We start from the raw sequence: 20,980 nt of genomic DNA, 5'->3' as shown, positions 1-20,980 counted from the left end.
TATCTTTTTTTAATATATATATATATACAAAAACCTTTTAAGCTGATAAAATAACTTAAGTTTCGTTTAAGGTTTGTCTTTATTCGTTGATTTAGTAATTTAAATCTAAGGAGGCCACGGGGGGTATTACTAATTCTGCATCTAACAACCTAAAAAAATACATAAGTACCAATGATTAAAATCCTATTTTATGCGATTGAGTTAGCCATTATTTTATAAACTAAAACTCGCTATGTATACACTAGATTTGGTAACTTTTAGTTAAGTAGTCAAAGTTAATCATATTATTAAGGTAGTTAAAAAGGAGATCCAATGATTAAAAAAGAACAAATCTATTATGCGCCTTCAGATGATTTATCTGGGAGTACGACAAAAAAATTCTGTCCTAATTGTGGAAGTGAAGTTCCTAAGGATGGTAATTTCTGTCCTAATTGTAATTTTGATTTACGTGTTAATTCAGTTGCGTCACAGCAACCTGTTACGCCGGTTCAACCAACACAACAACAAATGCCACCTACACAAACACGAACTGCAAATCCTAAATTACCCATCTCAGGTAAAACAAAATTCATCAGAATTTTGATTGGTATTATCGCTCTTATTATTGTTGTTGGCTACTATGCTGGAACAAAATATTACTCAAAAGAAAATCAAATTGAACGAATTACAGATGCATTAAAAACCGATAAAAACATGGAAGCTTATTTTTCAACATCGGATACGGCATTAAAAATTACTGATGAGTCTATGAAACCTGCATCAGATGCATGGGGTAGTACAGACTCTCTTAAAACTTTTAAAAACGAATTAACCAATGGAGCAAGCACTTCAACACATTTTCATTTAAAAGAAAATGGTAAACATTGGTTATTATTCCCTAAATATACGGCTGACTTTTCAACCGTTTCCGTTAACTTATCAACGAATAGCTCTGGGGCTGTTATCAAGATGAATGATAAAAAAGTTGCTACAGCTGACTCTGATAATTACAGTAAAACAATCTCAAATCTAGTTCCCGGTAACTACACAATAGAAGCAGCTGGCTCTATTGATGGTACTAAACTAAATAATAAATCGACTGAGACGCTCACTAGTTCAACTTCTAACGTCAATTTAGATTTAAGTACACTTACTTTTAGAATTAAAAGTATCGCAAATGCTGATATCTATGTTAATTCTAAAAAAGTTGGTACAACTGATGATGATGGTTCTGCAACAATTGGCCCTATTGCCTCTTCTGGAAACAATCGATTGCAGCTTAAAGAAAAGGTCGGAGACAACACTCTCGTTACCAGTGAATACCAAATTTCAGGTAGCGATGATGATAACGACGTAACTTTAAATAATACAGATGAAAATGGCTTTCAAGATAGTTCTAGTAGCAATTTATTCAATATTAATTTTCCTAATATGTTAACTCTAGATGATGCAGAAAGTTATATAGACAATTTATTTACCCAAATTGATGACTACACTATCGATGGTGATGACTCTAATGAGGATTCAAATGATAGTTATGGCTCAATAGGCAGTTTCTTTGTTAATGGCTCAAGCAATGCAGATGCCAAGGCATGGGTGACTATTGCTAAAAATTATCATGATGATGATGCAATCAGTAGTGTCTCTTATGACGCTAAAGTATTATCAGTAACACCGACAGATAAAAATAAATTTGATGTCGCTTATGATGTTACTTATACGTTCGATTTCACTGATAGTGACGATAATTATTCAACTAAAACACAAGTATTTAGATATACTGCTAAAGTTAATTATTCTAATAACGATGACTTCTTAATCAAGTCAATTACACCCGCTAAAAAAATTAGTGAAAAAATTGAAGACAACTAAACTTTGGAGGAAATAATCATGAAAACATGCCCAAACTGTAGTTCACAACAACCAGAAAATGTAAAATTTTGTACAAACTGTGGATTTGCCTTTTCCATTAAACCAGCCCAAGAAACGGCCGCAACACAATCACAAAACGTACAAGAACCAACAAAATTCCAACAACAATACACGCAACAACAAGATACTAAAGCTCAAAATGAGAATATTGAACAAGCTAAAACATTCGCATCAAATTATTGGTCTTATTTCTTAAATGCCATTAAACATCCCACAATTTTAGAAAATGGTCATAAATATTTCGGCTTTACGACAATTATTTTATTCGCCATATTTAATGATATTTTTGTAAAATTAATAATGGATAATGTTGCTAAATCTGTTAATTCAAGTCTATTTTCAGGACTCTTTAACACTCAAAGTACCTATGCGCCAACAATTGACAGTAGTGTCTACGCAAAATTATTTTTCTTAACACTACTAGCTTTTGCCTTTTACATACTAATTGGATTTTTTGTTCGTAATGTTGTTTTAGGCGATAAGAGTGATACCTTACTTTCATTTACAAATCGCTTTACACACTACCTCATGATCAATCTTGTATTAGCTGTCCTTAGTATGCTTTTCATGCTACTTGGAATGAGAGGCCTTGCTGTATTCATGTATGCTTTAATGGCCCTTATCATGAGTATTGCTTTCATTTTATCGATGATTATTGATACAAATCCACTTAAAATAGATAAACTTTACGGCGTTGTCATTGGACAACTTCTATTAGCTTTAGTTTTCATGATTGTTATGTCAGTATTTGCTGTCAGTTTAGCAGCCAACATAGCTTCAATCATCTCTGCAGCTGGATTTTAAGTTTATTGCTTAACCTAATTATAAAAAGTTAAAAAGGCACCAATCAAGTATACTTGATTGGTGCCTTTTCTGCATTTCTGTACTATTAATTATTAACTTTAGCAATCTTACCCTGTTCAATATAAACAGCAAGAATTGATAAATCAGCAGGATTCACACCACTAATACGACTAGCTTGAGCTAATGTTTCTGGTTGAATCTTAATGAATTTTTGACGCGCTTCCGTCGCAATTCCTTCAATAGAATCGTAATCAATATTTGTTGGAATTTTTTTAGCTTCCATACGTTTTAACTTCGCAACTTTTTCTTGTGCTTTTTTAATATAGCCTTCGTACTTAAATTGGATTTCTACTTGTTCAATAATTCTATGGTCTAATTCATGGTCAGGACCTGGAATAAACTTCTCAATGTCTGCGTAAGTTACCTCAGGGCGACGTAAAAATTCATTAGCCAACACGCCATCTTTCAAAGCGGCACTATTATGTTCTGCTAAGAATGCATTCACATCTTCAGTAGGTTTAATACGGAATGATTGTAATCTAGCTTTTTCGGCTTCAATTTCAGCTTTTTTAGCTTTAAAAATAGCTAATCTCTTTTCAGAAATTAAACCAATATCATATCCTTTTTCAGTTAAACGTAAATCAGCGTTATCATGACGTAAGATTAAGCGATATTCAGCACGAGATGTTAATAGACGATAAGGTTCGTTTGTCCCTTTTGTTACTAAATCATCAATCATAACACCGATATAAGCGTCACTTCGATTTAACGTAAAATCTTCGCGGCCTAAAGCACGTAACCCAGCGTTAATTCCTGCCATTATTCCTTGTCCAGCAGCTTCTTCATATCCAGAAGTCCCGTTTGTTTGACCAGCGGTATATAAATTCTTCACTAATTTAGTTTCAAGCGTTGGTCGTAATTGATAAGGAGCCACGACATCATATTCAATCGCATAACCCGGACGCATTAATTCAGCGTTTTCAAGGCCCTTAATTGAATGAATAATATCTTGTTGGACTTCTTCCGGCATTGACGTAGAAAGGCCCTGAACGTAAAATTCGTCCGTTGAACGGCCTTCTGGTTCTAAGAAGAGCTGATGACGAGGTTTATCAGAGAAACGAACAATTTTATCTTCAATAGATGGACAGTAACGTGGACCCACACCTTTAATAATTCCTGAGAACATAGGTGCACGATCAAGGTTAGCATTAATAATCTCATGCGTTTTCAAGTTGGTATACGTTAACCAACAAGATAATTGATTTTTAACATCAATATAATCTTCATCAGGTGTTTCAAAACTAAAGTGGTTAGGTTCAACATCCCCTGGTTGTTCATCAGTCACACTGTAATCAATTGTATTCCCATCAACACGAGGTGGTGTTCCAGTTTTAAAACGTTCTAAATCAAATCCAAGAGCTTCAAGATTTTCAGATAATTTAATTGCAGGTTGTGAATTATTAGGACCTGATGAATAACTCAATTCGCCAATAATAATCTTACCGCGAGCAGCCGTTCCAACTGTTAAAACAACACTTTTAGAACGGTATTTTGCCCCAGTATTTGTTACAACACCATGACATTCGCCATCTTCAACAATTAAACTATCGACTGTTCCTTGACGTAACGTTAGGTTTTCTTCTTTTTCCATTGTATGTTTCATTTCACTTGAATAAAGATGTTTATCAGCTTGTGCCCGTAATGCTCTAACAGCTGGACCTTTACCAGTATTTAACATACGCATTTGTACATAAGTTTTATCGATGTTACGACCCATTTCGCCACCTAAGGCATCAATTTCACGTACAACAATTCCTTTAGCTGGACCACCAATTGAAGGATTACATGGCATAAAAGCAACCATGTCTAAACTAATTGTGATAAGTAATGTTTTATTACCCATTCGTGCAGCAGCGAGTGCTGCTTCTGAACCAGCATGTCCAGCACCAACCACAATTACATCATAATCTGGGCCGTCATAAGTTTTAATGTCCATTTATATTCTCCTATTTACTAACAATTATTTACCTAAACAGAATTGACTAAATAATTCTGTGAGTAATTCATCTTTGTAGCTATCACCAGTGATTTCACCAAGTAATTCCCAACTTCTAGTCATGTCAATTTGAACTAAATCGATTGGCATACCGGAAGCAATCCCAGTGATCACATCATCTAAAGCAGTCTCAGCTTGATTTAACAAGCCAATATGACGAGAATTAGTAATCATAACTGTTGTTTGGCTATTTTCAATTCCACCAAAGAATAAGTTAGCAATTTTTTCTTCAAGTTGCTTCACACCTTCATGATTTAAGACAGAAATAGAAATAATTTCCGTTGGATCAACCATACTTTCTAATTCTTTACGATCTAGATTTTCTGGTAAATCTGTTTTATTTAAGATAACAATTCGTTTATCATTCTGTGTTAATTTAATGAGCTGCTTATCTTCAGCAGACAAAGGTTCATTGCTATTCAAAACAAGCATGACTAAATCAGCTTGAACAATCGCTTCTTTCGAACGTTCAACCCCAATTTTTTCAACCTTATCTTCTGTATCACGAATACCGGCAGTGTCTACCAATTTCAAAGGTACACCCATAACGTTAACGTATTCTTCAATCACATCACGCGTTGTTCCAGCAACATCAGTTACAATGGCTTTATCTTCATGTAATAAGTGATTCAAAAGACTTGATTTACCAACATTAGGTCGACCAATTATGGCAGTAGCTAATCCTTCACGTAATACTTTACCTTGTTGCGCTGTTTGTAGTAATTCTTGAACATATTGCTTAACATCACGTGCTTTTTCAAGCAATAATTTAGTCGTCATTTCTTCACCAGCATCGTATTCTGGATAATCAATATTAACTTCAACTAATGCCAAAACATCTACGATATCTTTACGTAAATTGCGGATTAGACGTGCTAAATTACCATCTAACTGATTTAGTGCAACTTTCATTGAGCGATCTGTTTTAGCACGAATTAAATCCATAACAGCCTCAGCTTGAGATAAATCAATTCGACCATTTAAGAATGCTCGTTTTGTAAATTCACCAGGTTCAGCTAAGCGTGCCCCATTACTTAATAATAATTGTAAAATTTGATTCGTTGGTACAATACCACCATGACAGTTAATTTCAATCACATCTTCACGTGTAAATGTTTTAGGTGCTAACATAACTGAGACCATGACCTCATCGACTTCTTCATCCGTTTTAGGATTTAAAATATGTCCGTAGTTAATGGTATGACTATCAACGTTACCTAAATTTTTCCCTTTAAATACATTATTAGCAATTTGAACGGCATCCTCACCACTTAATCGAACAATTGAAATGGCACCTTCACCAGGTGGTGTTGATATAGCGGCAATTGTATCAAATTCTGTTAATTCTGGCATATCTTTAAATACTCCCTTCAAGTGCTCTATTAGCAGTTAATTAATCATATTCTTTAAATTTTTTCAAACAAAAAAAGGGCCCACTCCACGCCCTAAAAGGACGTGGATAAAGCACCTTCACTACTTTATCTAATATTAAGTTCAATGCCAATAATATACTTTTTTTACCGACATTTGTCAACAAGTCTGTTTGATGATTCTAATTCACTAACCACGAATACCGCGATTTTCTAATTTATTAGTAATCACTTTTAATTCATTAACATAACCAAGATATTCTTCTTCAGTCATATCAAATGAAGTAAAACAATTCGACATTTGTTTCATAATTCTATGTTTACTTCTTTTAGCTTTTCCAGTCAATGAGACATTCACACGGCGTTCATCCTCAGGATCTCTAGTCCGAAGAATCCAATCATCCTTTTCCATACGTTTTAAAAGTGGTGTTAATGTTCCGTTATCTAGATGTAACTTCGCACCAAGTTCCTTCACCATAACAGGTGACGTTTCCCACAATGAAAGTAACGTAATATATTGCGGATACGTTAAGCTAAATTCCTTCAGTGATTCTGTATAAAATTTATTGTAATCTTTTTGTGCTGTGTAAATAGCAAAACATAGTTCATCTTCTAATTTTTCTGGATCATGTTTTAAAGCCATGGGTGGGGACTCCCTTCTATTACTGACTATTTTTTATTTTTAGGCGCTACAATTACTGAGCGCTTAGGTTCTGTTCCAATCGATGTTGTTTTGATTCGGTTATTTCGTGCTAAATAAAAATGAATTTGCTTACGTTCGTTAGCAGGCATCGGGTCTAATTGTACCGTCTCACCCGTTCTAATAACATCCTTGGCCACTTTAATTGCAAGGCGCTCAATCGTTTCTTCGCGACGTTTACGGTAGCCACCAACATCTAGAATAACATTCATTCTGCTAACTGCTTTTTGATTCATATTAACTTGTGCTAAATATTGCAAAGCATTTAAACTTTTACCGTGTTTACCAATTAATAATCCTTGTTTACTCGTATTAAAATCATATGTTACCTGACGGCGCTCAAATTGAACATTAATTTCTGTATCAATACCCATTAATTCTGTAATGTCGGCCAAATAATAACCAACATCATGAACTGCTTTTTCATTAAGTTGACTTCTAGCAGCTTTTTCTGCTGCTGTTAGAGGCTTTGATGTAACACTATCTTTTTTTTCATCAATAATTTTCTTGCTTACTGGTTTTTCTGTTATTTTTTTTTCAATTAATTCAACTTCTGCCTTTTTGCGGCCAAAAAATAAAAATCCAGACTTACCTTCATTGATTATTTTAATTTCAATCTGTGTTTTTTCAAGCTTTAATGCAGCCAAACCGTTACTCACAGCTTGATCAACATTTTTTCCAGTAAATATGGGCATGTTCATCCTCCAAATATAATTATCATCGTTATATTATAGCACTAATTGACCCCTTATCTATACCCTTTTTCAGAACGATTTTTTTGAAAAGTTCTTTCATTTGACAAAATCTATAGGACTCAGCCTATAATGAAAATACTAAATATAAAAACTCGGAGGATTAATTCTATGAATAAATTAACAGACACATATGAATTAGCAAATGGTGTCAAAATTCCTGTTGTTGGTTTTGGTACTTGGCAAACACCAAGTGGTGATGTTGCTAAAGCATCTGTAAAATCAGCATTAGCTTCTGGTTACATACATTTAGATACTGCTGAAATGTACCACAATGAAAGTAGTGTTGGAGAAGGTATTGCCGAAAGCGGTGTTGCTCGTGAAGATATCTTTTTAACAAGTAAATTAGCTAATACAGCTCATACGTACGATGAAACACAAACAGCATTTGCACGAACATTAAAAGATTTAGGTGTTGATTACCTTGATTTATTCTTGATTCACTGGCCAAATCCTGCTGCTTATCGTGAAGATAATTGGGAAAGTCATCTTCAAGAAACATGGCGTGCATTTGAAGATCTTTATAATGAAGGTAAAATTAAAGCCATTGGTGTTTCTAACTTCCGTCCTCGTCATTTTAAAATTTTGGAAGAAACACAAACAATTACACCAATGATTAATCAAATTAGATTAGCTCCTGGTGATACTCCCAAAGAGACAATTGATTATTGTCACAAGCATAATATTCAATTAGAAGCTTATAGCCCATTAGGAACTGGTGCTATCTTTACGGAACCAACAATGGTTAAAATTGCTAATCGTATTGGTCGCAGTGTTGCACAAGTTACCTTACGTTGGTCATTACAAAATGGATTCTTACCACTTCCCAAATCTGTTCATGCTGACAGAATTGAAGAAAATACTCATTTATTTGATTTTGAATTATCTGATGAAGACATGGCAGAAATCAACTCTCTAGATGGTGTTGTTGGTCATGCTCAAGATCCAGATACAGCAACTTTCTAAAATGTTTCACGTGAAACAAAAATGCGTAACCAGATATATTCTGGTTACGCATTTTTAGTTATCTATAGTTTGATGATGCATTTGGCATGACTATTGCACATATGATGTAAACAATAATACCAGGGAATGCTGCACTCAGGACACTTAAAAGAACGTACCCTATTCTTGTTAATGTTGGGTCCCAGTTAAAAAATTCAGCAATACCACCGACAACACCAGCAATAATTCTATTATTAGATTTTGTTAATTTTCTCAATTTTAATCCTCCTCTTGTTAACCTTTTATGTAATTATATCCAAAATAAAAAACCAAAGCCACTAAATGGACTTTGGTTTTCAAAAATTACTTTTTGTTACGGCCCTTATAAGCTTTCTTTTTCGCTTTTTTAATAGCCTGTACTTTTTCTTTTTCAAGACGTACTTTTTCTTCACGTTCACGTGTAATTTTAAATGGATTATTAATTAACAATGTTTGTCCAACTGAGAATGCATTGGTAATAACCCAATATAATGACAAGGCTGATGGTAAGTTAACAGCTGTCACAAGAATCATTATTGGTGTACCATAAACCATCATCGTTGACATTGAGTTTGCTTCAGGTTGGGACATAACACCCAACTTAGAAACAAAGTAAGTTAAGATTGCAGCAAAAATTGGTAAGATGAAGTACGGATCTTTATCACCAAGCTGTAACCATAAAAATTCACCCGTCTTCAAAACGTTCGTTCTCAAAATAGCTTGATAAAGAGCTAATAAAATCGGCATCTGTACTAATAATGGTAAACATCCAGCAACAGGATTAATGCCTGCTTCTGCATATAATTTCTGTTGTTCTTCACGTAATTTTTGAACAGTTGCAGCATCTTTACCAGAATGCTTAGCTTGAAGTGCCTTCAATTGAGGTTGAACTTCAGCTGTTTTACGCATACTTTTTGTTTGATAAATCATTAATGGTAATAAAATAACCCTAATGATTATGGTAAAGATGATAATACCAACACCATAGTTCCCACCAAATAATTTTGAAAGGAAAATAATAGCCCTAGAGAAACTGAGGATGATACCGCCATCCCAAATTCCTGTACTATTTTCCGTTATTGGTGTTGTACTACATCCCGCTAGGACTAACATTAACCCCAACATACTTAATAGGACTAAAAATCGCTTACTCTTCTTTTTCACAAGAATACCCTCGCTCACTTTATTAGTCTAAAATTTTAGCTATTTTTAAAACATGTGTTAATTGTTTCTTGGATTCCTCTTGCGACAACCAAGCAACAGATGGTCTAGCAATAACCAAAAAATCGCAATCTTGTTTAAGATCTGGTTTCAATTCTAACAACGATTGACGAATACGGCGTTTAACCCAATTACGAGCAACAGCATTCCCAATACGTTTTCCAACTGAAATTCCAACTCTAAAATGAGCTTGTTCTGGTTTTTCCATCATATATATAACATACTTTCGGTTCGCACAAGATTGACCTTTTTTAAAAACTGTTTGGAACTCTGCTTCTTTTTTAACGCGATATGATTTTCTCATGTAATATCTCCAGTTAAATAGATACTGTATCTTTGTAATAAAAAAAACCACTGAAATCAGTGGTCTATGCAGACAATACTTTTCTACCTTTACGGCGTCTACGTGCTAAGACGTTACGGCCGCCTTTTGTACTCATGCGTTTACGGAAACCATGCACGCGTTCACGGTGACGTTTTTTAGGTTGGTATGTTCTTTTCATAATTTAGGCACCTCCTTAAATACTTAATGTTTCAACTAATCGGTATCTTGATAAAAATAAGATACCAGTGACGTCAATTTCACTTACCGGAATATAATACCATACTTCTTTCTTCTATGAAAGAAAATTATTAGAATTCAATGTAATTTAGTTATCCACACTTTTTCGCTATTTATTTTTTAGTTGTGGATGAGTTGTGAAACACATCTTGTCGTCCACAACTCGGAACACACACTTTTTCACAATAAACAGCCTGTTAATAAGTTATACACACCCTTAACTAAAAACTGTTAATAACTAATGAAAATCCTTTAATAACATACTTTATTTCAATCACTCATTTGTGGATAACATGGCAAACAAAACTGGTTTATCTTTTTATGCCCACCCCTGTGGAAAACTTATTAATGACCCTGTTATTATTTTTTACACATTTTTTTAAACCTGTGGAAAACCCTTCTTTAAAATGCTAAACTGTAGTTACGATTTATTTAAACAAGGAGGCTTTTTGTGCTTACTCTCGAAAATTTATGGTCCTCACTGACTGATTATTTCAAAACGCAACTCAACCCTGTTAGTTACGAAACTTGGATTTCATCAGCTGAACCAAAACAATTTATTAATAACGACCTTATTATTGAGCTACCCTCCCAGCTACATAAAACTTACTGGATACAACATCTAGCACCAAAAGTTGTTGCGTTTCTTTACGAATCAACTGGTGAAGAAATCAATCCCGTTTTAAAAATAAAGGGTGAATTAACCGCGGGCGGCCAATCAAATATGGCAGTATCAAATAGTTCAAACTCTAATAACGATAATGTCCCTACCTTTATGCGTGATGCCAAATTAAACGATAGATATACCTTTAGTACCTTCGTTACTGGAAAAGGTAATCAGATGGCCCACGCTGCTGCTTTGGTTGTTTCTGAAGAACCTGGCCGCTTGTACAACCCGCTCTTTTTCTATGGTGGTGTTGGTTTGGGTAAAACCCATTTAATGCACGCAATTGGTCACCAAATGCTTCTAAACAATCCTGATGCAAAAGTAAAATACGTTACAAGTGAAGCATTTACTAACGGCTTCATTAACTCACTTCGAAATAATACGCCCGAAGATTTCCGAAAAGAATATCGTAGTGTTGATCTCTTACTGGTGGATGATATTCAATTTTTTGCCGATAAAGAATCAACACAAGAAGAATTTTTCCATACATTTAACTCTTTATATGATGATAAAAAACAAATTGTCTTATCATCTGATCGTTTACCAAACGAAATACCAAAATTACAAAAACGTCTTATATCTCGCTTTAAATGGGGTCTTTCAGTTGATATAACCCCTCCTGATTTAGAAACTAGAATTGCTATTTTAAGAAATAAATCTGATGCTGAAAATCTTGAAATACCAGATGATACATTAAGTTATATTGCTGGCCAAATCGATTCGAATATTCGTGAACTTGAAGGCGCTTTGGTTAGAGTACAAGCGTACGCGACCTTATCAAACTCAGAAATAACAACGAGTTTAGCCGCCGATGCCTTAAAAAACTTAAGTTTAAAAGATAAATCAAATGAAATTTCAATTGCTATTGTTCAAGATCGGGTTGCTAAATATTTCCACGTTACTGTGGGCGATTTAAAAGGAAAAAAACGTGTTAAAGCAATTGTTATGCCACGTCAAATTGCTATGTACTTAAGTCGCGAACTTACCGACAATTCCTTACCTAAGATTGGATCTGAATTTGGTGGTAAGGATCATACAACGGTTATTCATGCTCACGAAAAAATTGCTGTAATGTTAGAAACTGATGACAAACTTCAGCGTCAAATTTCAGATCTTAAGAGTGAACTTAACCAATAATAGTTGTGGGCAATTGTGGATAAGGCGGCTTGTTTACTCACAGGTTATCCACATGTGAATTCTTTTATTTACATGGTCCCAACGTATTTCTTAACATGATTAACAGGCCCTACTACTGCTTCTATTCTTTTATTACTTAATTAATAACTAAACTTACCGGAGGATTTACTATGGAATTTACAATTAATCGATCAGCATTCATTAAACAATTAACAGATGTTCAAAGAGCTATTTCTTCAAAAACAACAATTCCTATATTAACGGGTATCAAAGTTGTCTTAACTGCTTCTGGTTTACTTTTAACAGGTAGTGATGCAGATGTTTCTATTGAAACTTTTTTATCTGTTGAAGATGAATCTAATAACTTAACAATTGAATCAACTGGTGAAATTGTGCTACCTGCACGATTCTTTAGCGAAATTGTTAAAAAATTACCGCAAGATACTTTTTCATTAACAGTGACTGATGGTTATCAAACTGAGATTACTTCTGGATCAGCCTCATTCAATATTAATGGGTTAGATGCAAATAACTATCCTCACTTACCAGAAATTGATACTGATGATAATTTAATTTTTTCGGGATCAATCTTAAAACAAATTATTAGCCAAACTGTTATTGCCGTTTCTAACCAAGAAAGTCGCCCTATTTTAACTGGTGTTCACTTTGTCATTGAAAATGGTGAGTTTTTAGCAGTCGCAACAGATAGTCATCGTTTGAGCCAACGTAAAATTACATTGGAAGGCGCAAACGATGCAAAATATGATGTTATTATTCCTGGTAAATCTTTAGTAGAATTATCACGAATGATTGACGATTCTAATCCAGATATTGAAATGCGTATTTCAGAAAACCAAGTACTCTTTATTCTTGGAAATACCTCATTTTATTCACGTTTATTAGAAGGAAATTATCCTGATACAACTCGTCTAATTCCTAAAGAATCAGCTACAGACATTGAGTTTAATGCGCCTAAATTATTATCAGCAATTGAACGTGCGTCATTACTATCACATGAAAGCCGTAATAACGTTGTTAAACTAGCGATTAATACGGCAGAACAAAAAGTTGTCATTTATAGTAACTCGCCTGATGTTGGTAATGTTGAGGAAGCATTAGAATTTAGCAATTTATCAGGAAATGATCTTGAAATTTCATTTAATCCAGACTATATGAAAGATGCTTTAAGATCATTTGGACAAACTGAAATTAAAGTTGCGTTTACACAACCATTACGACCATTTACCTTAGTCCCAACTGAAGATACAACGCAATTTATTCAATTAATTACACCAGTTCGAACATTCTAATTAATTGTTCGTGTATGAATAACTAATAAAAATAGAGTAAAAGCAGCCAATAAAACTGTTTTTACTCTATTTTTTTAGGTAAATTATATTAAAAGTGAGAAATGAATTTTATGGTTTGATTTTGACTAAAAAAATAAGGCAATAGTGAATTGTAGTCATTTAATTAAAAATATAGCCTTTTAAGTAATTTTAGAGTAAAAAGACTAATTAAAACTTAAATCGCTTAAATCGGCTTAAAATGAGATGTGAAATTGTAATTTTGCGAAAAAAAAGGTATAATAGAAAAGGAAGAAAATGGAGGTTGACGACAATTGAAATCAGATATTTATTTAGAAACACCTTACATGATGCTACAACAAGTTTTGAAATCAGAAACAATTATTAATTCTGGTGGCGAAGCAAAATGGTTTTTACGTGAAAATGAAGTCCTTGTAAATGGTGAATTAGAAGACCGACGTGGACGTAAATTATACCCTGGCGATGTTATTGAAGTTCCAGGTATTGCAATTATTACGATGCATTCAATGGACGAAAAGTAGGCTTATCAATGTATCTAGAAAATTTAACCTTGAGGGATTATCGTAACTATGAAGATTTAAATATCTCATTTTCACCAGCAATCAATATATTACTTGGTGAAAATGCTCAGGGTAAAACGAATTTATTGGAAGCAATTTATGTGTTATCAATGACTCGAAGTCATAGAACGAATAATGATAAAGAGTTGATTAAGTGGGATAAGACAGCTGCGATAATCCAAGGTCGGGTGAATAAGCAAGTAGGGTCATTGCCACTCGAGATTCAAATTAATTCTAAAGGTAAAAAAGCTAAAGTTAATCATCTTGAACAGGCCAAATTGTCACAGTACATTGGACAGTTCAATGTGATTTTGTTTGCACCAGAGGATTTAGCCCTTGTAAAGGGTGCCCCATCAGTAAGAAGAAGATTTGTTGATATGGAATTTGGCCAAATTAATGCACGTTATTTATATAATTTAGGTCAATACCGAACTATTTTGAAACAGCGTAATCAATATCTAAAACAGTTACAGCATAAAAAAGACCAAGATTTAGTTTTTTTAGATGTATTATCTGATCAATTAGCTGCTTTTGGCGCAGAAATTGTACATCAACGCTTAATATTTCTTAAACAACTTGAATTCTGGGCTAACCAATTACAAGAAGAGATTACACAGTCCGCTGAAACGTTAACATTTGAGTATGCCACTCATTTGGAAAACGCGTCAGAAAAAACGATTGAACAGTTGTATACGCAATTACAAAATGATTTAAAAAAATCAATAAAAAAAGAAATATTTCAAGGGACAACCTTAGCTGGGCCACATCGTGATGATGTGCGTTTTTTAATTAACGGCAAAAACGTTCAAACATATGGATCTCAAGGACAACAAAGAACAACAGCATTATCAGTCAAATTAGCCGAAATTGAGTTAATGAAAGAGGAAACTGGGGAATATCCAGTCCTTCTTTTGGATGATGTTCTTTCTGAATTGGATGATATGCGTCAAACACATCTTTTGAAGACGATTCAAAATAAGGTTCAAACATTTTTAACAACACCAAACTTAAGTGGTATTGCTAGATCGTTAATTAATGAACCTAAGATTTTTCATATTAATCAAGGTAACTTACTCGAAGAGGAGGAACATATAGTTGACTGATCAAGAGAAACAAGCTGAAATAGCAGAAGAATTACATGAAGAAAAAGCAAAAGAATATGATGCGAGCCAAATTCAAGTTTTAGAAGGACTTGAAGCTGTTAGAAAACGTCCCGGTATGTATATTGGAACAACGGCTTCACAAGGTCTTCATCACTTAGTTTGGGAAATTATTGATAATGGTATCGATGAAGCATTGGCTGGTTTTGCCGATGAAATTAATGTTGTTGTCGAAAAAGACAACAGTATAACAGTTCGTGATAATGGACGTGGTATCCCTGTTGATATCCAAGCAAAAACAGGCCGTCCAGCGCTTGAAACCGTTTTTACAATTTTACATGCTGGGGGTAAATTTGGCGGTGGTGGTTATAAAGTTTCTGGTGGACTTCATGGAGTTGGTGCTTCAGTTGTTAATGCATTATCAACTGAGCTAGATGTTCAGGTTATTCGTGAAGGTAAAGTCTACGGTATGGACTTTGCTCGCGGTAAAGTTAAAACAGAGATGTCAGTTGTAGGTGAAGCACCTGAAAATGAACATGCAACGATTGTTCATTTTGTACCGGATTCTGATATTTTTACGGAAACAACTGTCTATGATATTAAAGTATTAACAACGCGAATTCGTGAATTAGCATTCTTGAATAAAGGCCTTAAAATTACGATTGATGATAAACGTGATGGTGGACCCGGATTACAAGAATTCCATTATGCCGGTGGTATTAAGCATTATGTTGAATACTTAAATAAAAATAAAGATGTTATTTTCCCAGAACCTATCTATGTTGAAGGTGAACAAAAAGGGATTATTGTTGAAGTTGCCCTCCAATATACAGATGATTATCATAGTAATTTATTAACTTTCACAAATAATATTCATACTTATGAGGGTGGTACTCATGAATCTGGTTTTAAGACAGCCTTAACCCGGGTTATAAATGATTACGCTCGTAAAAATAATCTTATGAAAGAAAATGATGCTAATCTTTCTGGTGAAGATGTTCGTGAAGGATTGACGGCTGTTGTCAGTATTAAACATCCAGATCCTCAATTTGAAGGTCAAACAAAAACAAAATTAGGTAATTCAGATGCGCGTACGGTTACTGATCGTACTTTCTCTGAACATTTTACTAAGTTTTTAATGGAAAATCCTAAAGAAGCTAAAATTATTGTAGAAAAAGGCTTATTAGCTGCTAGAGCTCGAGTAGCTGCTAAACATGCTCGTGAAGTAACACGTAAAAAAAGTGGGCTTGAAATCAGTAACTTACCCGGTAAGTTAGCTGATAATACAAGTAAAGATCCTGCAATTAGTGAATTATTTATCGTCGAAGGTGATTCAGCCGGCGGTTCAGCTAAACAGGGTCGTTCACGGTTAACACAAGCTATCTTACCGATTCGTGGTAAGATTTTGAATGTTGAAAAAGCAAGTTTAGATAAAATTTTAGCCAATGAAGAAATTCGTTCATTATTTACAGCTATGGGAACAGGTTTTGGTGGCGAATTTAATGTTGAAAAAGCTAATTATCATAAATTAATTATTATGACTGATGCTGATGTCGATGGTGCCCATATTAGAACGTTATTATTAACACTGTTCTATCGTTACATGCGTCCACTTGTTGAAGCAGGATTCGTGTATATTGCGCAACCACCTTTATATCAAATTAGACAAGGTAAGATGATTCGTTATGTCGATACTGAAGAAGAATTAGAAGAAATTCAAGGGCAATTGGCACCAACACCAAAACCCGTTATTCAACGATATAAAGGTCTTGGAGAAATGGATGCTTCTCAATTGTGGGAAACAACTATGGATCCAGATGCTCGTCGTTTATTACGTGTTAACGTCGACGATGCCATTGAAGCTAATGATGTCTTTAATATGTTAATGGGTGATCGTGTAGAACCTAGACGTGAATTTATTGAAAAAAATGCCACTTACGTAGAAAACTTAGATATTTAAAAACTTAGTCGTAAAGGAGGTTGAAAATTTTGGCAGAAGAATTACCAGCTACAAGCCGGATAAAAGATGTTAATCTTTCCGGAGAAATGAAAAAATCATTCTTGGATTATGCTATGAGCGTTATTGTTGCTCGTGCACTTCCTGATGTTCGAGATGGGTTGAAACCTGTCCATCGTCGTATTTTATACGGGATGAGTGAATTAGGGATTACGCCTGATAAACCATACAAAAAATCAGCTAGAATTGTTGGGGATGTTATGGGTAAGTACCATCCTCATGGTGATTCATCGATTTATGAAGCGATGGTTCGTATGGCCCAAGACTTTAGTTACCGTTACATGTTAGTTGATGGGCATGGTAACTTTGGTTCTGTCGATGGTGATGGCGCTGCTGCTATGCGTTATACTGAAGCTAGAATGAGTAAAATAGCTGTTGAAATGATGCGTGATATCAATAAAGATACCATTGATTTCATGGATAATTACGATGGCAGTGAACATGAACCAGTTGTTTTACCTGCGCGTTTTCCTAACTTATTAGTTAATGGTGCAACAGGTATTGCCGTTGGTATGACAACGAATATTCCGCCACATAATTTGTCAGAAGTTATTTCTGGATTACATATTTTGATGGATAATCCTGATGCAACTGTGGCTGATTTGATGGAGGCTATCCCTGGTCCTGATTTTCCAACTGGGGCTACTGTTCTAGGTAAATCTGGTATTCGTAAAGCTTACGAAACAGGTAAGGGAACAATAACAATTCGTTCAAAAGTTGAAATTGAAGAACAAAAGAATGGTAAAGAACGTATTATCGTTGATGAACTTCCTTACATGGTTAATAAAGCACGTTTAATTGAACGTATTGCTGATTTAGCTCGTGATAAAAAAATTGAAGGTATCACTGATATTAATGATGAGTCTGATCGTGAAGGATTACGAATTGTGATCGATATTCGTCGTGATATGAGTGCTTCAGTTGTGTTGAATAACCTTTATAAATTAACGTTATTACAAACATCTTTCAGTTTTAATATGCTAGCAATCGTTAATGGTATTCCAAAAGTTCTAAGTTTAAAGGAAATGCTTGTTTATTACCTTGAACATCAAGAAAAAGTTATCCGTCGTCGTACGCAATTTGAATTGAAAAAGGCACGTGCTCGCGCACATATCCTTGAAGGTTTAAGAATTGCACTCGATCATATTGATGAAATTATTAGAATTATCCGTAGCTCAAATACGGGTGAACTTGCTAAAAATCAATTGATGGGTAATTATGGTTTATCAGATAAACAAGCTCAAGCTATTTTAGATATGCGATTAGTTCGTTTAACTGGTTTAGAACGTGAAAAAATTGAAGAAGAATATCAAAATTTAATGGCATCAATCGCTGATTTTGAAGATATTTTGGCTCATGACTCACGTATTCATGATATTATTTATCAAGAATTGTTAGATTTACAAGCTAAATTTGGTGATGAACGTCGTACTGAATTATTAATTGGCGAAGTATTGAATCTTGAAGATGAAGATTTGATTGAAGAAGAAGAAGTTATGATTACATTAACGCATAACGGTTATGTAAAACGTCTTGCAACTGATGAATTCAAAGCACAAAACCGTGGTGGCCGTGGCGTTCAAGGTATGGGTGTTCATGATGATGACTTTATTGAACATCTTGTGTCGACATCAACGCATGATACCCTACTATTCTTCACGAATGCTGGTAAAGTGTACCGTATGAAGGGGTATGAAATTCCTGAATATGGACGCACAGCTAAAGGAATTCCTGTCATTAATCTTTTAGGGGTTAATTCTGGTGAGAAAATCCAAGCTGTTATCAACGTAAGCAAGCAAGAAAATGATGAACGTTATCTTTTCTTTACGACGCTTAACGGAACAGTTAAGAGAACACCGGTGTCAGAATTTTCTAACATACGAAATAATGGTTTAAAAGCGATTAAATTGCATGATGAAGATGAATTAATTAACGTTGCTATCACAGATGGCACGCAGAATATGATTATTGGAACGCATCGAGGTTACGCAGTATCATTTGCTGAAAATGATGTTCGTTCAATGGGTCGTTCTGCTTCTGGTGTTCGTGGTATTCGGTTAAGAGAAGATGATTACGTTGTAGGAGCTGATTTATTAGCTGCTGATAGTCACGTATTTATCATTTCTGAAAAAGGATACGGTAAGCAAACACCCGCTTCGGCTTATGCAATTAAAGGCCGTGGTGGAAAAGGAATTAAGACAGCTAACATTTCTGAAAAGAATGGACCAATTGCTGGGTTAGCAACCGTTCAAGGTGATGAAGATATCATGTTAATTACGGATCAAGGTGTTATGATTCGCTTTAATGTGAAGAACGTGTCAAAAACGGGCCGTGCTACTTTAGGAGTTCATTTAATTCGAATTGATGAGAATGCTAAAGTTGCAACAATGGCAAAAGTTGAAGCTACTCCTGAAGAAACAACTACTATTTTAGATGCAGTTGTATCAGACGTTGAAAGTGAAACAAATGACTTAGAATAAACTAAATTAAAAAAATAAAATAAAATCCTAATTAACGGCGTACTTAATAAGTGTGTAGTTAATTAGGATTTTCTTGCTTTAAGTGAATGGCAGTGATATAATTTTAGTTCGTAAGTGTCTATGGCATTAAATAGATAACTTTCCTTGTTCTTGCCACGAGGTAAGGACCTAAAGTCCATAAGGAGGTGTAAACAGTCATGAGTAAATATGAAATTACTTATATCATCCGTACCGATCTTGATGAAGCAGCTAAAGCAGCTTTGATCGAACGTTTCGATGGTATTTTAACAAGTAATGGTGCAGAAATCGTTACTTCAAAAGACTGGTCAAAACGTCGTCTTGCATACGAAATCAGCGGTTATAATGAAGGTATCTACCATATCATTAATGCTACAGCCGATGACGATATCGCAATTAACGAATTTGATCGTCTTTCAAAGATTAATGAAGGAATCTTGCGTCATATGATCATTAACAGAGATGAAAAATAATTCATTTTAATAAAATAACGGAGAGGAGCAATACATTATGATTAATAGAACAGTACTTGTCGGACGTTTAACAAGAGACCCTGATTTACGCTACACAGCTAGTGGTGCTGCAGTTGCAACTTTTACAGTTGCAGTTAATCGACAATTCACGAACGCTTCTGGCGAACGTGAAGCCGATTTTATTAACTGTGTTATCTGGCGAAAAGCAGCCGAGAACTTCGCTAACTTTACGCATAAAGGTTCTTTAATTGGTGTCGATGGACGAATTCAAACGCGTTCATATGATAATCAACAAGGAACTCGCGTGTATGTTACTGAAGTTGTCGTAGAAAACTTTTCGTTGCTTGAATCAAAATCTCAATCAAGCCAACAACAAGGTAACGCTAATAATCAAAGCAGCGCTCCTCAATCAAGTTCATCATCAAATAACAATGCTAACCCATTTGGTGGCGCAAGTTCGAATAATAATTCAAACACAACGCAATCTAATGATTCAGCAACAGTTGATCCATTTGCAAATAATGGCCAACAAATTGATATTTCTGATGACGACCTACCATTCTAATTAGAGGAGGAAACTCACATGGCACAACAACAACAACGTAGAGGTGGTGGCGGTGGCGCACGTCGTCGACGTAAAGTTGACTTCATCGCAGCTAACCACATCGATTATATCGATTATAAAGATACAGACTTGTTAAAACGTTTCATTTCAGAACGTGGTAAGATTTTACCTCGTCGTGTTACGGGAACAAGCGCTAAAAACCAACGCAGTTTAACAATTGCAATTAAACGCTCACGTATTATGGGCTTATTACCATTCGTTTCAGAAGAATAGTA

At 34.6% G+C, this 20,980-nt stretch carries 20 protein-coding genes; 12 read left to right on the top strand and 8 right to left on the bottom strand.

Annotation, left to right across the window (positions count from 1 at the left end):
• The first annotated feature begins 312 nt into the window (after positions 1-312).
• Both AC1RPK_RS00415 and AC1RPK_RS00410 read left to right on the top strand, forming a co-directional pair.
• On the top strand, positions 313-1,851 hold the full coding sequence (locus tag AC1RPK_RS00415; RefSeq protein WP_481761076.1) for a zinc ribbon domain-containing protein: 1,539 nt from the start codon (positions 313-315) through the stop codon (positions 1,849-1,851).
• 18 nt (positions 1,852-1,869) lie between these two features.
• Complete coding sequence (locus tag AC1RPK_RS00410) at positions 1,870-2,715, top strand: DUF6574 domain-containing protein (RefSeq protein WP_481761077.1); 846 nt, start codon at positions 1,870-1,872, stop codon at positions 2,713-2,715.
• 85 nt (positions 2,716-2,800) lie between these two features.
• Here the strand turns inward: AC1RPK_RS00410 and mnmG are convergent, their stop codons facing one another.
• The 4 genes from mnmG to jag all read right to left on the bottom strand — a co-directional run bounded on the left by mnmG (position 2,801) and on the right by jag (position 7,536).
• Entirely contained in the window at positions 2,801-4,711 is a 1,911-nt protein-coding gene (gene mnmG / locus AC1RPK_RS00405) for a tRNA uridine-5-carboxymethylaminomethyl(34) synthesis enzyme MnmG (RefSeq protein ID WP_481761078.1), read from the bottom strand.
• Positions 4,712-4,735: 24 nt separating this feature from the next.
• Positions 4,736-6,124, bottom strand: a complete 1,389-nt coding sequence (gene mnmE, locus AC1RPK_RS00400; protein WP_481761079.1) for a tRNA uridine-5-carboxymethylaminomethyl(34) synthesis GTPase MnmE — start codon at positions 6,122-6,124, stop codon at positions 4,736-4,738.
• A gap of 207 nt (positions 6,125-6,331) precedes the next feature.
• Positions 6,332-6,784, bottom strand: coding sequence for a MarR family winged helix-turn-helix transcriptional regulator (locus AC1RPK_RS00395; RefSeq protein ID WP_481761080.1), 453 nt, complete (start codon positions 6,782-6,784; stop codon positions 6,332-6,334).
• Between the two features lie 26 nt (positions 6,785-6,810).
• A complete protein-coding gene (gene jag, locus AC1RPK_RS00390) occupies positions 6,811-7,536 on the bottom strand; it encodes an RNA-binding cell elongation regulator Jag/EloR (protein WP_481761081.1) in 726 nt (241 codons plus the stop codon).
• A gap of 168 nt (positions 7,537-7,704) precedes the next feature.
• Between jag and AC1RPK_RS00385 the strand changes: the two genes are divergently transcribed.
• Positions 7,705-8,559 (top strand): aldo/keto reductase, encoded by an 855-nt coding sequence (locus tag AC1RPK_RS00385; protein WP_481761083.1) that lies wholly within the window; start codon positions 7,705-7,707, stop codon positions 8,557-8,559.
• Between the two features lie 58 nt (positions 8,560-8,617).
• Here the strand turns inward: AC1RPK_RS00385 and AC1RPK_RS00380 are convergent, their stop codons facing one another.
• The 4 genes from AC1RPK_RS00380 to rpmH all read right to left on the bottom strand — a co-directional run bounded on the left by AC1RPK_RS00380 (position 8,618) and on the right by rpmH (position 10,301).
• Positions 8,618-8,815 carry a PspC domain-containing protein gene (locus tag AC1RPK_RS00380; RefSeq protein WP_409021843.1) on the bottom strand — a complete coding sequence of 66 codons (198 nt, stop codon included), beginning with the start codon at positions 8,813-8,815 and terminating at the stop codon, positions 8,618-8,620.
• A gap of 86 nt (positions 8,816-8,901) precedes the next feature.
• Entirely contained in the window at positions 8,902-9,702 is an 801-nt protein-coding gene (gene yidC / locus AC1RPK_RS00375) for a membrane protein insertase YidC (protein WP_481762166.1), read from the bottom strand.
• 61 nt (positions 9,703-9,763) lie between these two features.
• On the bottom strand, positions 9,764-10,102 hold the full coding sequence (gene rnpA, locus AC1RPK_RS00370) for a ribonuclease P protein component (RefSeq protein WP_409021846.1): 339 nt from the start codon (positions 10,100-10,102) through the stop codon (positions 9,764-9,766).
• A 64-nt stretch (positions 10,103-10,166) separates the two neighbouring features.
• Positions 10,167-10,301 (bottom strand): 50S ribosomal protein L34, encoded by a 135-nt coding sequence (gene rpmH, locus AC1RPK_RS00365; RefSeq protein ID WP_057974157.1) that lies wholly within the window; start codon positions 10,299-10,301, stop codon positions 10,167-10,169.
• A 510-nt stretch (positions 10,302-10,811) separates the two neighbouring features.
• Here rpmH and dnaA point away from each other — a divergent pair.
• The 9 genes from dnaA (at position 10,812) to rpsR (ending at position 20,978) form a co-directional block, all read left to right on the top strand.
• Positions 10,812-12,164, top strand: coding sequence for a chromosomal replication initiator protein DnaA (dnaA, locus tag AC1RPK_RS00360; RefSeq protein WP_481761085.1), 1,353 nt, complete (start codon positions 10,812-10,814; stop codon positions 12,162-12,164).
• Positions 12,165-12,334: 170 nt separating this feature from the next.
• On the top strand, positions 12,335-13,474 hold the full coding sequence (gene dnaN, locus AC1RPK_RS00355; RefSeq protein WP_481761086.1) for a DNA polymerase III subunit beta: 1,140 nt from the start codon (positions 12,335-12,337) through the stop codon (positions 13,472-13,474).
• Positions 13,475-13,785: 311 nt separating this feature from the next.
• On the top strand, positions 13,786-14,013 hold the full coding sequence (gene yaaA / locus AC1RPK_RS00350) for a S4 domain-containing protein YaaA (protein WP_057974154.1): 228 nt from the start codon (positions 13,786-13,788) through the stop codon (positions 14,011-14,013).
• An 8-nt stretch (positions 14,014-14,021) separates the two neighbouring features.
• The gene (gene recF / locus AC1RPK_RS00345; protein ID WP_409021849.1) at positions 14,022-15,155 is read left to right on the top strand and encodes a DNA replication/repair protein RecF; all 1,134 of its coding nucleotides are present in this window, start codon (positions 14,022-14,024) and stop codon (positions 15,153-15,155) included.
• 19 nt (positions 15,156-15,174) lie between these two features.
• Complete coding sequence (gene gyrB, locus AC1RPK_RS00340; RefSeq protein WP_481761146.1) at positions 15,175-17,112, top strand: DNA topoisomerase (ATP-hydrolyzing) subunit B; 1,938 nt, start codon at positions 15,175-15,177, stop codon at positions 17,110-17,112.
• A gap of 86 nt (positions 17,113-17,198) precedes the next feature.
• Positions 17,199-19,649, top strand: a complete 2,451-nt coding sequence (gene gyrA, locus AC1RPK_RS00335) for a DNA gyrase subunit A (RefSeq protein WP_481761147.1) — start codon at positions 17,199-17,201, stop codon at positions 19,647-19,649.
• A gap of 197 nt (positions 19,650-19,846) precedes the next feature.
• A complete protein-coding gene (rpsF, locus tag AC1RPK_RS00330; RefSeq protein WP_409021850.1) occupies positions 19,847-20,140 on the top strand; it encodes a 30S ribosomal protein S6 in 294 nt (97 codons plus the stop codon).
• A gap of 37 nt (positions 20,141-20,177) precedes the next feature.
• A complete protein-coding gene (gene ssb / locus AC1RPK_RS00325; protein WP_409021851.1) occupies positions 20,178-20,705 on the top strand; it encodes a single-stranded DNA-binding protein in 528 nt (175 codons plus the stop codon).
• An 18-nt stretch (positions 20,706-20,723) separates the two neighbouring features.
• On the top strand, positions 20,724-20,978 hold the full coding sequence (gene rpsR / locus AC1RPK_RS00320) for a 30S ribosomal protein S18 (RefSeq protein WP_057974148.1): 255 nt from the start codon (positions 20,724-20,726) through the stop codon (positions 20,976-20,978).
• The last annotated feature ends 2 nt before the right edge of the window (positions 20,979-20,980 follow it).

The organism is Dellaglioa sp. CoH-55-MRSF-6 (assembly GCF_056782215.1).
This window is presented reverse-complemented; position numbering and strand designations above follow the sequence as displayed.